Origin of the sequence: Cognatilysobacter terrigena, from assembly GCF_004361065.1 — a bacterium.
Classification (GTDB): Bacteria; Pseudomonadota; Gammaproteobacteria; order Xanthomonadales; family Xanthomonadaceae; genus Cognatilysobacter; species Cognatilysobacter terrigena.
The window spans coordinates 1-14,665 of sequence record NZ_SELT01000008.1 but is presented as its reverse complement, the minus strand read 5'-3'; the positions used below and the strand labels follow the sequence as shown (position 1 = coordinate 14,665).

At 67.8% G+C, this 14,665-nt stretch carries 14 protein-coding genes and 1 pseudogene; 6 read left to right on the top strand and 9 right to left on the bottom strand.

Annotated features, from left to right (window positions below; translation table 11 throughout):
- Nucleotides 1-33: 33 nt before the first annotated feature.
- The gene (gene sufB, locus EVS83_RS06630) at nucleotides 34-1,482 is read right to left on the bottom strand and encodes a Fe-S cluster assembly protein SufB (protein WP_133500254.1); all 1,449 of its coding nucleotides are present in this window, start codon (nucleotides 1,480-1,482) and stop codon (nucleotides 34-36) included.
- Nucleotides 1,483-1,489: 7 nt separating this feature from the next.
- Nucleotides 1,490-1,945, bottom strand: a complete 456-nt coding sequence (locus EVS83_RS06625; protein ID WP_133500253.1) for an SUF system Fe-S cluster assembly regulator — start codon at nucleotides 1,943-1,945, stop codon at nucleotides 1,490-1,492.
- Nucleotides 1,946-2,107: 162 nt separating this feature from the next.
- Between EVS83_RS06625 and EVS83_RS06620 the strand changes: the two are divergent.
- Nucleotides 2,108-2,572, top strand: a pseudogene (locus EVS83_RS06620) (SET domain-containing protein); the annotation flags it as partial.
- A 250-nt stretch (nucleotides 2,573-2,822) separates the two neighbouring features.
- Nucleotides 2,823-5,096 carry a DUF5916 domain-containing protein gene (locus tag EVS83_RS06615; protein WP_133500251.1) on the top strand — a complete coding sequence of 758 codons (2,274 nt, stop codon included), beginning with the start codon at nucleotides 2,823-2,825 and terminating at the stop codon, nucleotides 5,094-5,096.
- On the opposite strand, the gene EVS83_RS06610 is transcribed toward EVS83_RS06615, so the two are convergent.
- The 4 genes from EVS83_RS06610 to EVS83_RS06595 form a co-directional block, all read right to left on the bottom strand.
- Nucleotides 5,078-5,521: a putative toxin-antitoxin system toxin component, PIN family gene (locus tag EVS83_RS06610; protein WP_133500250.1), complete on the bottom strand. Its 444-nt coding sequence runs from the start codon at nucleotides 5,519-5,521 to the stop codon at nucleotides 5,078-5,080. The two genes, EVS83_RS06615 and EVS83_RS06610, sit on opposite strands and share 19 nt — an antisense overlap.
- A gap of 8 nt (nucleotides 5,522-5,529) precedes the next feature.
- Nucleotides 5,530-6,153 carry a hypothetical protein gene (locus EVS83_RS06605; protein ID WP_133500249.1) on the bottom strand — a complete coding sequence of 208 codons (624 nt, stop codon included), beginning with the start codon at nucleotides 6,151-6,153 and terminating at the stop codon, nucleotides 5,530-5,532.
- A gap of 94 nt (nucleotides 6,154-6,247) precedes the next feature.
- Complete coding sequence (locus tag EVS83_RS06600; RefSeq protein ID WP_133500248.1) at nucleotides 6,248-6,811, bottom strand: DUF1439 domain-containing protein; 564 nt, start codon at nucleotides 6,809-6,811, stop codon at nucleotides 6,248-6,250.
- A gap of 61 nt (nucleotides 6,812-6,872) precedes the next feature.
- Nucleotides 6,873-7,223, bottom strand: coding sequence for a hypothetical protein (locus tag EVS83_RS06595; protein ID WP_133500247.1), 351 nt, complete (start codon nucleotides 7,221-7,223; stop codon nucleotides 6,873-6,875).
- Nucleotides 7,224-7,502: 279 nt separating this feature from the next.
- Between EVS83_RS06595 and EVS83_RS06590 the strand changes: the two genes are divergently transcribed.
- Nucleotides 7,503-7,961: a CHRD domain-containing protein gene (locus EVS83_RS06590; protein WP_133500246.1), complete on the top strand. Its 459-nt coding sequence runs from the start codon at nucleotides 7,503-7,505 to the stop codon at nucleotides 7,959-7,961.
- Nucleotides 7,962-8,078: 117 nt separating this feature from the next.
- A complete protein-coding gene (locus tag EVS83_RS06585) occupies nucleotides 8,079-8,771 on the top strand; it encodes a glycine zipper 2TM domain-containing protein (protein ID WP_133500245.1) in 693 nt (230 codons plus the stop codon).
- A 64-nt stretch (nucleotides 8,772-8,835) separates the two neighbouring features.
- On the opposite strand, the gene fusA is transcribed toward EVS83_RS06585, so the two are convergent.
- On the bottom strand, nucleotides 8,836-10,878 hold the full coding sequence (fusA, locus tag EVS83_RS06580; protein WP_133500244.1) for an elongation factor G: 2,043 nt from the start codon (nucleotides 10,876-10,878) through the stop codon (nucleotides 8,836-8,838).
- Between the two features lie 291 nt (nucleotides 10,879-11,169).
- On the opposite strand from fusA, the gene EVS83_RS06575 reads away from it, so the two are divergent.
- Nucleotides 11,170-11,601, top strand: coding sequence for an OsmC family protein (locus tag EVS83_RS06575; protein ID WP_133500243.1), 432 nt, complete (start codon nucleotides 11,170-11,172; stop codon nucleotides 11,599-11,601).
- 27 nt (nucleotides 11,602-11,628) lie between these two features.
- Here EVS83_RS06575 and EVS83_RS06570 read toward each other — a convergent pair whose 3' ends face one another.
- Nucleotides 11,629-12,504: a PhzF family phenazine biosynthesis protein gene (locus EVS83_RS06570; protein WP_133500242.1), complete on the bottom strand. Its 876-nt coding sequence runs from the start codon at nucleotides 12,502-12,504 to the stop codon at nucleotides 11,629-11,631.
- A gap of 16 nt (nucleotides 12,505-12,520) precedes the next feature.
- Entirely contained in the window at nucleotides 12,521-13,381 is an 861-nt protein-coding gene (locus tag EVS83_RS06565) for a PhzF family phenazine biosynthesis protein (RefSeq protein ID WP_133500241.1), read from the bottom strand.
- Between the two features lie 161 nt (nucleotides 13,382-13,542).
- Between EVS83_RS06565 and EVS83_RS06560 the strand changes: the two genes are divergently transcribed.
- The coding region (locus tag EVS83_RS06560; RefSeq protein WP_133500240.1) for an aspartate kinase at nucleotides 13,543-14,665 on the top strand (1,123 nt) is incomplete at its 3' end.

Sequence of the window (14,665 nt, the reverse complement as noted above, 5' to 3'; positions counted from 1 at the left end):
AATGCCCTGTTGGCATTCGCCAGGCGCGCTCTCTTACCCGACCGAACCCTCGAGGCTCACCTCGAGCAGCTTCTTCGCTTCGACGGCGAACTCCATCGGCAGTTCCTTGAACACGCTCTTGCAGAAACCGTCGACGATCATCGACACCGCGTCTTCCTGCGAGATGCCGCGCGAGCGGCAATAGAACATCTGGTCCTCGCTGATCTTCGACGTCGTTGCCTCGTGCTCGACCTTCGCGCCCGGGTGGCGCACCTCGATGTACGGGAAGGTGTGCGCGCCGCACTTCTTGCCGATCAGCAGCGAGTCGCACTGCGTGTAGTTGCGCGCGTCCTCGGCAGTCCGCTCGACGCGCACGAGGCCGCGGTAGGTGTTCTGACCGCGGCCGGCGCTGATGCCCTTGCTCACGATCTTGCTCTTCGTGCGCTTGCCGACGTGGATCATCTTGGTGCCGGTGTCGGCCTGCTGGCGGTGGTGCGTCAGCGCCACCGAATAGAACTCGCCGACCGAGTCGTCGCCGAGCAGTACGCAGCTGGGGTACTTCCACGTGATCGCCGAGCCGGTCTCGACCTGAGTCCAGCTGATCTTCGACTTCGCCCCGCGGCATTCGCCGCGCTTGGTCACGAAGTTGTAGATGCCGCCGACGCCGTTCTCGTCGCCCGGGTACCAGTTCTGCACGGTGCTGTACTTGATCTCCGCACCTTCGAGCGCGACGAGTTCGACCACCGCCGCATGCAGCTGGTTCTCGTCGCGCATCGGCGCGGTGCAACCTTCGAGGTAGCTGACGTAGGCGTTGTCCTCGCAGACGATCAGCGTGCGCTCGAACTGGCCGGTCTCGCTCGCGTTGATGCGGAAGTAGGTCGACAGCTCCATCGGGCAGCGCACACCCTTCGGAATGAAGACGAAGCTGCCGTCGGAGAACACCGCCGAGTTCAGCGCGGCGAAGTAGTTGTCGCCGACCGGCACCACGCTGCCGAGGTACTGGCGCACGAGCTCCGGGTATTCGCGGATCGCTTCCGACATCGAGCAGAATATGACGCCCTTGTCGGCGAGTTCTTTCCGGAAGGTCGTGCCGACCGAGACGGAATCGAACACCGCATCGACGGCCACGCCCGCGAGCTTGGCCCGCTCATGCAGCGGCACGCCGAGCTTGTCGTAGGTGTCGAGCAGTTCCTTCGGTACTTCGTCGAGCGACTTGTACTTCGGGCCCTTAGGCGCGGAGTAGTAGCTGAGCGCCTGGAAATCGATCGGCGCGATGTCGAGCTTCGCCCAGTGCGGCTCGGTCATCGTCAGCCAGTGGCGATAGGCGGCCAGGCGCCAGTCGGTCATCCACTCCGGCTCGTCCTTCTTGGCCGAGATGGCGCGGATGATGTCCTCGTTGAGCCCCGGCGGCAGCGACTCCGACTCGATGTCGGTGACGAAGCCGGCTTCGTAGCGTCGCCCGAGCTGCTGGTGGATCTCGGCGTTGGCGATGGTTTCGGTCATGCGGTCCTCAGGCGTTCGCGAGACGGAGGTCGATGCGACGGCGCGAAGCGCCCGCGTCTTCTTCCGGCTCGAGCATGTCCTGCAGGGTGATGCCGCGCAGCGATTGCGCGATCACGTCGTTGATGCGCCGCCAGTTGCGTCGCAACCCACAGGACGATTCGATGCCGCACTGGCCTTCGTGCACGCTGCACTCGGTTACCGCGAGCGGGCCCTCCATCGCCTCGATCACCTCGATGAGCGAGACGTCGCGCGCCGGGCGGGCGAGGCGGTAGCCGCCATGCGCGCCGCGGAAACCTTCGACCAGCGCGGCCTGTGCGAGCGGTTTCAGCACCTTGCTGACGGTGGTGGCTTCCAGTCCAGCCCGCTCGGCGATTTCCGTCGCGCTGAGCACGTCGCCACGGGATGCGGCGAGAACCGTCAGCACGACGGTCGCGTAGTCGGTGAGCTTGGTGACCCGGAGCATGCGTGGGGCTTCGTCCAGGCGGTATCGAATCGGTACCGGAATTGTACGATTTAACGCCCGGCCGTGCCACGACCTGGCTCCCGCGGTTCAGCGCATGCCGTGCGTGATGACCAAAGGCGACGGGCACGGCAGAATGCGGCTCCCCTCCAGTCGGCTCACCGCATGCCCAGCAAGATCGTCGCCCGCCGCTCCGCCATCCATGGAACCGGTGTGTTCGCAACCGCGCCGATCGCCAAGGGCGAGCGCATCATCGAGTACCGGGGCCAGCGCCGCACCCACGACGACGTCGACAACGGTGACGAGGGCTCGGCCGACTCCGGTCACACCTTCCTGTTCACGCTCAACGACGAGTACGTGATCGACGGCAACCGCAAGGGCAACGTCGCGCGCTGGATCAACCACAGCTGCTCGCCGAACTGCGACTCGATCATCGAGGAAGCGGACGGCGGCGACCGCACGAAGGATCGCGTCTTCATCGAAGCGAAGAAGGCGATCAAGGCGGGCGAGGAGCTGACGTACAACTACGGCATCACCCTCGGCGAGCCCCACACGGCGCGCATGAAGAAGATCTGGGCCTGCCTGTGCGGGTCGAAGAACTGCACCGGTACGATGCTGCAGCCCAAGCGCAAGCCGGCGCCGAAGCCGAAGCCGAAGCCCAAGGCCGCGCCGAAGAGCAGGTCGAAGGCCGCTTCGAAGCAGGGCACACGCGCGACGACCGGCCGCGGCCGCGGCACGGGCGCCCGCAAGCGCGCGTAACGCGTCGCGACACTCCATCCGGTCATGGCGACGCCATGACCAATGACAGTCGGCCGCCTCCGGGCGGCCGACTAGTCTTCGGACTCCTCTCGGCCATCGCGCGCCGCACCGGATGCCCCGCATGTCCGCCGTATTCCGCGCCGCGCTGGCGCTCGTCGTCTTCTGCACGCTGCCGTCGCTGGCGTTAGCCGCGACCGAGGTCAAGGTCGATGGCCACATCGACCCGACCGAATGGGCCGACGCGCAGCACGTCACGGACTTCCGACTGACGCAGCCGCTGTCGCGCGCGCCGGCGCCGCTGCCGACCGAAGCCTGGTTCAAGGCGACGCCCGACGGTCTCGCGATCGCGTTCCACAACTCGCAGCCGGCTGGCGTGCCGCGTCGTCGCGATCGCGCGCAACGCGACCAGGGCGGGCCGTTCGATCGCGTGAACCTCTACGTCGATTTCGATGGCGACGGCCGCACCGGCTACAACTTCACGATCCTGCTGTCCGACAGCATCATCGATGCCGTCATCACCAACGAGAACCAGTTCAGCACCGACTGGGACGGCAACTGGCGCCACGCCGTCAGCGAGGATGCGGAAGGCTGGTCGGCGGAGATGCTGATCCCGTGGTACACGGCGACGATGCGCGATGCGCCGGGGACCACGCGCCGCATCGGCATCGTGCTCGATCGCGTGATCGGCTCGACCGGCGAGCGCGCGACCTGGCCGGCGGTGAGCTTCAGCGAACCGCGTTTCCTTTCGGTGTTCGAGAAGGTCGACGTGCCGAAGTACAGCCAGTCGCTGCTGGCGATCACGCCGTACGTCGTCGGCGTGTACGACAACGTCGCGCACAAGGCGAATTTCGACACCGGTGCCGACATCTTCTGGAAGCCCAGCGGCAAGTTCCAGCTGTCGGCAACGCTGAATCCGGACTTCGGGCAGGTCGAAAGCGACCAGCTGGTCGTGAACTTCAGCGCGATCGAAACTTTCTTCAGCGACAAGCGCCCGTTCTTCACCGAGAACCAGAGCTTTTTCGATGTCGCGTTCGGCTCGCTCAACAATGCGAACCGGCTGCTGTACACGCGACGCGTCGGCGGCACGCGCGACGACGGTCTCGGCGCGGGCGACGTGACCGCGGCGGTGAAACTCAACGGCAGCGCAGCCGGCATCAATTACGGCGTGTTCGCGGCGACGGAAGCCGATGACGTCGGACGCGACTTCTACGCCGTGCGTGCAACCAAGGATCTCCAGACGCAGGGCTTCGGCGCGATGGTGACGCGCGTCGACCGACCGTTCCTCGACCGTGTCGCGAACGTCGCGGAGTTCGACCATCGCTGGACGCCGACGGGCGCGCTCTCGGTGCGCACGACGGTGGTCGGATCGGACGTCGACCAGGCGGGGCGTTCCATTCGCGACAGCGGCGCGCAGATCAAGTTCGACCAGGACCTCGGCAAGGGCTGGCGTCAGCAGCTCTACCTGCTGCATCTCGGCGACCACCTTCAGCTCAACGACTTTGGCTATCTCGAGCGCAACAACTTCAACTACGGGCGCTACGAGATCTCGCGGCGGTTCACCGACCTGCCGAAGGAGTCGTCGTACGCGAGCCACCAGTGGCGCGCCGCCGTGTCGCACCGCGCGAACGACGACGGCGTCAAGATCGCGGACGCATGGTCGGTCAATCGCACCAGCGACATGCGCGACGGCGGCAACGAGTTCTTCGAGGTCGCGAGTTTCACGCCCGGCCACGACGACCTCGTGACGCGCGGCCACGGCATCGTCCGCATGCCGTCGAAGCTTTATCTGTTCTACGAGCGCGGCATTCCGCGTCGCGGTCCGTGGGGCTTCTACTGGAATTCGCGCTATGCGGCCGAAAGCCTCGGCGGCTGGAACCACGGCTCGATTTCGCTCGATGTCGAACCCACGTACTACATCAGCGACAACGCGAATGTTGGTCTCGCGGTCGAGGTCAAGCACGATCCGGGTCTGCTGCTCTGGCACCCCGGCGTCGATGGTGTTTCGTCGCTTGCGACGTATCGCGTTAACCAGGTGTTCCTCGCGGCGGGCGTGACGTGGCTGATCGACAACAAGCAGGAATTGCGTGTGCGGCTCGAGGCGATCGGCCTGGACGCGCGCGCCCCGCAGTCGTACGACCTCGCGGCGGACGGCACGCCGATTCCGGTCGCGTCGCGCCACCAGCCCTTCGGGCTCAGCAACATGGGCTTCCAGGTGCGCTACCGCTACGAGCTCGCGCCGCTGTCGAACCTGTACATCGCCTACGTGCGCGGCGGCGGCCTGTTCGAAGAACCCGCATTGGGCGACGTCGACGCCGCGGGCCGCCTGCGTGATGCCTTCGACCTGCGCGACAGCGAGCAGCTGCTGGTCAAGCTCGCCTACCGCTTCGACATCTGACCGACGACGTCGCGCCACGCCGTGGGCGCGACGATCGCGAAGCCATAGTCGCGCTGCATACGGCGCGCCATGCGCAGCAGTTCGGCGTCGCGCGTCAGCAATGCGTTCGCATGCGCGGCGACGGCGATCTCGAGGAACATCTGGTCGTCGGGATCCCGGCAGCGCGGGAGGCGCATCGCAGGCACCTGGACCGGCGTGGCCAGGTCGCGAGCCGTCTGCAGGCGCTGGGCGATCGTCTCGTTGTCCAGCCGCAGCGCGTCGTAACGGAGGACGCGTGCGAGTTCGCCCAATGCGCGGTCGTCGATCGCGATGCGGGCCTGTCTAGAGCGCACCCGTTCGACGAACCCCGCAAACGCGGGATCACCGAAGACGAGCAGATCGAGCCACGCGTTCGTGTCGAGCACGAACGTGGGAATGGACGACATCGTCGCGATCAGGGCGCTGCGTCGCGCGTCGTCGCGTTGTAGATGCGCCAGGTGCCGGTCGCCGTGCGCTGCAGCGTGTAGACGGCTTGCACCTGGCGATCGCCGCCGTCGTCGGCCTTGCCTCGCACGTCCACGGGCACGGTCACATGCCCGGCGGCATCGGGCGACGGCGCACCGATATCCACATTAAAGGCGCCGCCGCGCGCGAGCTGCAGCACGGTCGAATCGTTCGGCGTGGTCGCCCACAGGGTTTGCGCGCGCGCAGGCGCGTTGGCCGTCAGCGCGGCCATGTACTGATTGATGACGCCTGCAGCGGCGTTCGTATCGGCCGTGGTCACGACGGCCGTCGCGGGTGCAGCTGACGTGGTGGAAGGTGGCACGTTGGGTGCCGTGGCGTCAGCGGTCGCGGTCTCATCCACCGGCGCAGGCAGGGCACTGGGGTCGGTGGCGGCATCGGTCGGCGCAGTGGCGCTTGCGTCGACGGGTGGCGCGGCGTCCATCGCCTCCGCGATCGCGTCAGCCGCGGGCGGCGGCGGGGGCTGCGTCGGCATGCCGGTGACCGCGGTGCCGGGCGTCGCAGCGGGCGTCGGCAACGTGCCGGCGGGTGCATCGTCGCTGGCGACGGGCGGCACGGCAGCGTCCGACGCACTCGGTCCGCGGTCGCGGCCGCATGCGGTCACCGAGAGAAGAACGAATGTCGCCAGCGCGATGCGCGCGACGGGGCGATCACTCGCCGAGCTGGACCACCACCTGGCCATCCTGAATTTTCGTCCCCTCGACCCGGCGCGCGCCAAGGCGCCCGATCAGCGAATCGTCGAACTGGTACACGGGCTCCTTCTGCGCCCAGTCCGACAGCCAGTCGTTGAGCGCGCTGCGCAGCGTGTCGCCCATGCGACCGCCGAGCGACCCGACCTCGACATCCTCGATGCGCGGCTCGAACAGATGCAGGCCGCGCGTGGCGGGATCGTAGCGCAGCGAACTCGAAAGCGTGAACGAGCCGTTCGGCGTGCGGCTCGGCTGGCCGAGCGCGGACGCGGCGACGTCGAACTCGACCTGCAGGCGGCGATCTCCCGGCGGGATCGAAAGCCGCGGGTTCATCAGCGTCAGCGTCACCAGCCCGCCGAGCTTCGAATAGTCGCGCGGGAACTTGCGGACGAGTTTGCTCTGGATCTGCTGCTGCGAAAAAGTGACCGTGTCGGAGCCGAGCAGTCCGCCGACGGTCGAACACGCCGTCGTCAGGAACAGCGCGGCGGACGCGGCGAAGGCGAGGGCAGGCAGTGCGCGACGCATGGGCGGACTCCGATGAGTACCGCCGAACCTTCGACCGCGACGGGTGAACGCGAGGTCACTGTCAATCGAGGCGCGCGTGCACCTCGGCGGCGCTCAGCTTCCACGGCGCGTCTGCCGATGGATGCTCGACGGTGTAAGTACCGTCGAAGACGTGCAGGCGGCCGTCTTGTCCGGTCAGCCGCAGCGCCACGGGAACACGCACGCGACGCAATGTCGCACCGTCGAGCGGCTCGGGTTCGAGCGTGCGGATCTTGGACACGCGCGCCGGAAGGATGTCGCGCAGGCCTCCCTCGCTCAGCCCGGGCGGGCGATGACCATTCCGCCACATCGCATCGGCGGCGTCCGTGCGGCCTTGGGCGAGCGTCTGCAGATAGCCGTGGACGAGGTCCGATGCCGCCATCAATTGCCGCACGTCGATGTCCGCTGCCGGGGCCGGTGCCCGCGGTGGACTCGATGTGTCGCTCGACGGATCGGACGCCACAGCGTTAGCGGGAACGGGCGCGACGGGCGACTTCGACGAATCCGAACCACACGCCTTGACGCCAACGAGCGCGACCAGGACGACGACGGGTACAAGCCACCAACGATTCATCGGACGACTCCGGCCAGGGGTGGTCGAATCATGCGGTTTTTCACGCGGCCGTGTCGCGCTCCGTCCTATCCGGAAACCGTCCGTATCCGGAGCTCCGCCATGCGTCCGTTCGCCGCCTTCCTCGTCGTCCTGCTCGCGCTGCCGATCGCCGCGTTCGGGCAGCCCGTGCATCTGCAGGGCAAGTTCGCGCTCGTGCGCGCCCCGGAAGCGGATGTACGCATCCCCACTGGCGAGATCCGCGCAACGCTCGACGACAACAACGACGTGCGCGTCGACCTCGTCGTTTCCGGGCTGACCGAGCGTCCGACGTCGGTGACGTTGCATACCGGCACGCAGGGTGGCGAAAGCTCGGGGCAGGTCGCACGGATGGACGTCGTTGCGGACGGCGATGCGGCGCGTGTCATCGGCGGCACCGCGTCGCTCACACCGGCGATCGCGCAACAGGTGCGCGACGGCCAAGGCTATGTGGTGCTACGCACCAACGAACATCCCGACGGCTTTATGCGTGCATCGCTTGCCGTCCAGCCGCGAACGCTGGGGACGACCAGCAACCCGTGACGTCGACGCCGCGTAAACGCGGGCTGAGCGATTAACGGAAAACCCACCGGGTTCAGGATGCATTGAGAGCCCCGCCCCGAGGATGCGCCTGCGCCATCCCGGCGTGGGAGCTCCTTGATGAAGCACATCACCGCCACTGTTCTCGCGCTCGCCTTGACCGCCACCGCGGGCACGGCGTCGGCGCAGCAGTACTCCACGTATCCGTCCCAGTCGGGCGCCTATGCGTCGCAGGGCGGCTACTACGACTATGCGCGCGTCCTCCGCGTCAATCCGGTCTACGACCCGAACGGTCGCTACGCCGCGACGACCGGCGGCCCGCGCTGCACCGAAAGCCGCACGTACTCGAACGGTTACGGCAACGATCCGTACTACGACCCCTACGATCGCAACGGCGACGGTTATCGCGACGACCAGTACGCCAACAACGGTTACGACCGCTACGGCAACCCGGTCCGCCAGCCGACGCAGGGCGGCAGCACCGCGGCGACCGTCATCGGCGGCATCGTCGGTGCGGTGCTCGGCAGTCAGGTCGGCGGCGGCAGCGCGCGTTATGCGACGTCGGCGATCGGCACGATGGTCGGCAGCCAGGTCGGCAAGCAGATCTACGACAACGCGCACCGTCCGCAGCAGCCGCCGCGCGTGGGTCGCGTCGTCGCCTGCGATCCGATGCCGGCGAGTGCGTACGAAAGCGGTCGCAACGTGCAGGCCTACGACGTGACGTACGAGTACGGCGGCCGCCAGTACACGACGCGCACGAGCTACGACCCCGGCAACCGCATCCGCGTCCGCGTGGATGTGCATCCGGAGTAAGTGCGACGAAACGGAAAGGGCCGGCAATCGCCGGCCCTTTTTCGTTGCGTGGTCGCTGCCGGGATCAGTCTTCCTCGACCTTCGGCTTGAAGCTCTCCGCGAGCTTCTGCTGCACGTTGGATGGCACGGGTTCGTAATGGCTGAAGTCCATCGAATAGCGGCCGCGCCCGGCCGTGATGGACTTGAGCTCCGCCGCGAATCCTTCGAGCTCCGATAGCGGCACCTGCGCCTTCACGATCACCTCGCCGCGCGCGCTGTCGGTGCCGAGGATGCGGGCGCGCTTGCCAGCGAGATTGCCGCTCACGTCGCCCATGTTCGGTTCGGGCGCGACGACTTCGAGGTCGACGATCGGCTCGAGCACCTGCGGCTTCGCCTTGAGCACGGCGTCGACGAACGCACGCTTGCCGGCGGTGACGAACGCGACTTCCTTGCTGTCGACCGGGTGATGTTTGCCGTCGTATACGGTGACACGCACGTCCTGCAGCGGATAACCCGCGAGCGCGCCGGCCGCGAGCGCTTGGCGCACGCCTTTCTCGACCGCCGGGATGAACTGCCCGGGGATCGTGCCGCCTTTGACTTCGTCGGCGAATTCGAAGCCCGTTCCGCGATCCAGCGGTTCGATGCGCAGGAAGACTTCACCGAACTGGCCCGCGCCGCCGGTCTGCTTCTTGTGCCGGTGATGGCCTTCGGCGCGTGCCGACACGGTCTCGCGATACGCGATGCGCGGCGGATGCGATTTCACCTCGACGCCGTATCGCTCCTTCAACCGGTCGAGGTTGATGCGAAGGTGCAGGTCCGACAGGCCGCGCACGATCGTCTCGTTCGTCTCGGTGCTGTGTTCGACCTGGAAGCACGGGTCTTCTTCCGACAGCTTGTGCAGCGCCGTGGCGAGCTTCTGCTCGTGCCCCTTGCTCGCGGCGTCGACCGCGAGGCCGAACATCGGCTTGGGAAATTCGAGCGGCGCGAGATGGATCTGGTCCTCGTCGTGGCTGTCGTGCAGCACGGCGTCGAAATGCAGTTCGTCCACTTTCGCGATCGCGGCGATATCGCCCGGGATCGCCTGCTCGACCTCGACATGCTCCTTGCCGCGCAGCTTGAACAGGTGGCCGACGCGGAAAGGCTTCTTGCCATCGTCGACGAACAGCTGCGTGTCCTTCTTCACCGTGCCCTGGTAGACGCGGAACACCCCGAGCTTGCCCACGAACGGGTCGTTGATGATCTTGAAGACGTCGGCGATGACGTGCGCGTTGGGGTCCGGCTTCGCTTCGATGGGCTGGGCGTCGGCGCCACTGCCTTTGATGAACGCCGGCGGATTCGCCTCGCCGGGATGCGGGAACAGGCGTTCGGCGACGTCGAGCAGTTCGCGCACGCCCGCGCCGCTGCGCGCCGAGCAGAACAGCACCGGCACGAGATGGCCTTCGCGCAGGCACTGCTCGAACGCGTCGTGCAGTTCGTCGCCGGAGAGCCCGTCTTCGCCGAGATCAAGGTAGTGCTCCATCACCGTTTCGTTGATCTCGACGACCTGGTCGATGATCTTCTGGTGCCAGTCGGCAACGGCGCCGAGATCGCTGTCGCCGGTGTTCGATCCGAAGCAGTCGATCACCGACGTGCCGCCGTTCGCGGGCAGGTTGATCGGCAGGCATTCGGGGCCGAACGTCTCGCGCAGTTCGTCGAGCAAGGCGCCGCAGTCACCGCCGTGGTCGATCTTGTTGACGACGATCGCGCGGCAGAGCTTGCGGCCTTTCGCGTACTCCATCATGCGGCGGGCGCCGTATTCGACGCCCGCATCGCATGCCACGACGATCGCGACGGTTTCCACCGCCGCAAGCGAGGCCAGGGCAGGGCCGCGGAAATCCGGGTAGCCGGGCGTGTCGATGAGGTTGACGTGGATGCCGTCGTGGTCGGTGCTGGCGATGCCGACATCGAGCGAATGGCCGCGCTGTTTTTCGACGGCGTCGAAGTCGGACACCGTGGTGCCGCGCTCGATGCTGCCTGCCGCCTGGATCGCGCCGCCGGCATGCAGCAGGGCTTCGAAAAGCGTGGTCTTGCCGGCGCCGGGGTGGCCTGCCAAGGCCACGTTGCGGATCTGTTCTGTGCTGTAAGCCATGTCCGGAAGCTCCTGTGGGGGAAGGGGAGCAGCCGTCGGGCGGGGCGTCGATGTCGGCGTCATGTCCGGCCGCATCGCGGGCCGCGGGGCGGTCCGGCGATGCGCCGTCATGGCTGTCCGCGGAGCACGCCGTCGCGGGTGCGAGGCGGGCCGTCATGGCGGGGCTGGGGCCACCATAGCGCGTGGGTTCCGGGTCGTCGCGTTGCGCTGCACAAGCGCCGCCGACGAGCGCTCACGGCGGTTTAGCACCCGAGCCGTAAGGTGCGGTCTCCCTGTTCAGGAGATCGACCGATGGCCATCACCCGTCATGCCACCGCGCGCTGGGAAGGCGACCTCAAATCCGGCATCGGCCGCTTGAACACCCCGCAGAGCGGCGTCTTCAACGACACCCGTTACGGCTTCAACACGCGCTTCGGTGACGAGAAGGGCGCGAACCCGGAAGAGCTGATCGCGGCCGCGCATGCCGGCTGCTTTGCGATGGCGCTTTCGGCCAAGCTGACCGAGGTGGGCCATCCGCCGACCTTCATCGAGTCGCGCGCGAACGTCGAGCTGTCGATGGACGGCGGCCCGCACATCACCGGCGTGAAGCTCAGCGTGCGCGGCGAAGCGCCGGGTCTGTCGCAGGAGGACTTCGCGCGTTACGCCGAGGACGCGAAAGCGAACTGCCCGATCTCCAAGGTGCTGGCGGCGGTGCCGATCACGCTCGAGGTGCAGCCCGCCTGATGCGCGCCGACGCTGCGAAGTGTCGCGTCACCAGTCGATCGTGCCGGTGACCACGGTGCGCACGTGGCCGCCGGACCAGACGTCGCCGGCCTCGTCGACATGCAGCTGCAGGCGCGCGTCGAAACCGACTTCGCGACCCTGGCTGACGACGTAGCGCCAGCCGCGACCCGGCAGTCGATCGTTCTGCGCGAGCCACGCGGCGAGCGTCGCGTTGGCAGCGCCGGAGGCGGCATCTTCGAATTGCGACGTCGAGCCGACGAACGCACGCACGACGAGGTCGTAGTCGGCCGTCGCATCGGCTTTCGCGAACGCGCACACGCCCATGCTCTCCGTACGCGTGGCGAGTTGCGAGATTGCGCCCCATGCCGGTTCGAGCGAACGCAGTGCGGCTTCGCTTTCGAGTTCGACCAGCCACCAGCGGCGGCCGCCGTCCATCAACGCAGGCGGCAGCGCGCCAAGGCGCATGCCGGCGATCGCGCGGGCGATGCGTGCGTCGTTCGGCGCGACCTGCTCGACCAGTCGTGCGCGGGGCGTACGCACGGCGATCGTGCGCAACGCACCTTCGCCGTCAACACGCAACGGCAGCAGCCCGGCGATGCCTTCCTGCACCAGCACGCCGTCGCGTGGCGTCGCGAGGCCGGAATCGAGCACGACGGACGCCGTGCCCACGCTCGGATGCCCGGCGAACGGGACTTCGCGGCGTGGGCTGAAGATGCGGATGCGATAGCTCGCGTCGGGCGACGTGGGCGGAAACACGAACGTGGTTTCCGGCAGGCGCGTCCAGCGCGCGATGGCCTGCATGGCGTCGTCGTCGAGACCGTGGGCGTCCGGGATCACCGCGAGTGGATTGCCGGCGCCGGGACGGTCGGCGAACACGTCGAGCTGCACGTAATGTTTTTTCATGGCGTTGAAGTACCGCTCACCACGTGACGGTGCCGCGCACCACGGCCTGCACGTTGCCCCCGATCCACACCTCGCCGTCGGTGTCGACCTGCACCTCGACGCGCCCGTCCCGACCGACTTCGCGACCCTGGCTCGCGACGTAGCGCCCGCCGCGCGCGACGCGGCCCGCCTCGAGCAGCGCTTCGCCGATCGCGGCGTTCGCGCTTCCCGTTACCGGGTCTTCGGGAATGCCGTCGGCGGGGCAGAACGCGCGGACGACGACGTCGTACCCTGCGCCGCCGTCCGCTTTCGCGAACACGGCAAGCCCGACCGCGGCATCGGCGGTGAGCGCGGTGATCGCCGCGAGATCGGGCACGAGCCCGCGCACCGCCTGCTCATCGACCAGCTCGACCACCCAGCACGCCGGCCCGTTGTTCCATAGCGCCGCGGGCGTCGCACCGCGTTCGACATGCGCCAGCGCGGCCGTCAGGCGCGCTTCGGAATCCGACGGCGGGGTCACGCGGCGCGCCTTGGGCGCACGCACGCGGATCGCGCGCTCGGCGGTCGCCTGGACCGGCAACTGGCCGGCCGCGCAGTCCTGCACGAGCGACGTGGCGTTCGTGGCGACGAGCCCCGTGTCGATGGCCGCCCACGCCGCGCCGACGCGGGGATGCCCCGCGAACGGCAGCTCCTGCCTCGGCGTGAAGATGCGCACGCGGTAGTCGGCGCCGTCGCTGGGCGGGAGCAGGAAAATCGTCTCGGACAGGTTCGTCCAGTTCGCGAAGGCCTGCATCGCGGCGGTGTCGAGCCCTTCGGCGTCGACCACCACGGCGAGTGGGTTGCCGGCGCCGGGGCGATCGGCGAAGACGTCGAGCTGGAGGAAGCGGCGCTGCGTCATGGTTTTCAACCGCGGACGGGGGAGGCGCATTGTGGCCGGCCGCGCGTGGCCCGTCATCGAATAAAATCGCGCGCTCTCATGAGCATGCGTCATTCGCCCGAGGCGGCGTCGCGTGCTCCGATTCGCCTCCCGCGGCAGCCGCCGCACCTCCAGGAAACCTCGTGACCGCTTCGACGCGCTGGGTCGTACTCAAGTTCGGTGGCACTTCCGTGTCGCGCCGGACCCGTTGGGACACCATCGGACGACTCGCGGGCAAACGTGCGAAAGACGAGAACGCGCGCGTGCTGGTGGTGGTGTCGGCGCTGTCGGGCGTGACCAACGAACTTCAGGCGATCGCGAACAGCGGCGCGGGCGAGGCGACGGATGCGAAGGTCGCCGCGCTCGTGGCGCGTCATCGCGAATTCGCGGCGGAACTCGGTCTGGATGCCGACGTCGTGCTCGCCGAACGCCTCGCCGCGTTGCAGGCGCTCGCGACCGATTCGCGCGCGACTCAGCGCACGCTCGACTGGCAGGCCGACGTGCTGGGGCAGGGCGAACTGCTGTCGTCGACGCTCGGCGTTGCGTATCTGAAGTCGCAGGGCCTCGACATCGGTTGGTGCGATGCACGCGAGTGGTTGAACGCCGTCGCGCTGCCGAACCAGAGCGATTGGGCCGGTCGTCTGTCGGTCAACTGCCACCACCGCACCGATCGCGACTTCGCGCAGCGCTTCACCACGCAACCAACGACGATCGTCCTGACGCAGGGCTTCATCGCGCGTCATGGCGACGGCGGCACCGCGATCCTCGGTCGCGGCGGTTCCGACACGTCGGCCGCGTACTTCGGTGCACTGCTCGGCGCCGCGCGCGTCGAGATCTGGACCGACGTGCCCGGCATGTTCAGCGCGAATCCGCGCGAGGTGCCCGACGCCCGCCTGCTCGCGCGCCTCGACTACGCCGAAGCGCAGGAAATCGCCACCACCGGCGCGAAAGTGCTGCATCCGCGTTCGATCGGTCCCTGCCGCGACGCCAACGTACCGATGGCGATCCTCGACACCGAACGCACGGACCTGCCGGGCACGCGTATCGACGCGACCGCCGCGACGGTGCCGGGCGTCAAGGCGATCAGCCGTCGCAACGGCATCGTGCTGGTGTCGATGGAGTCGGTCGGCATGTGGCAGCAGGTCGGCTTCCTCGCCGACGTGTTCGAACGTTTCAAGAAGCACGGCCTGTCGATCGACCTGATCGGTTCGTCGGAAACCAACGTGACGGTGTCGCTGGATCCCAGCGAGAACCTCGTCACCACAA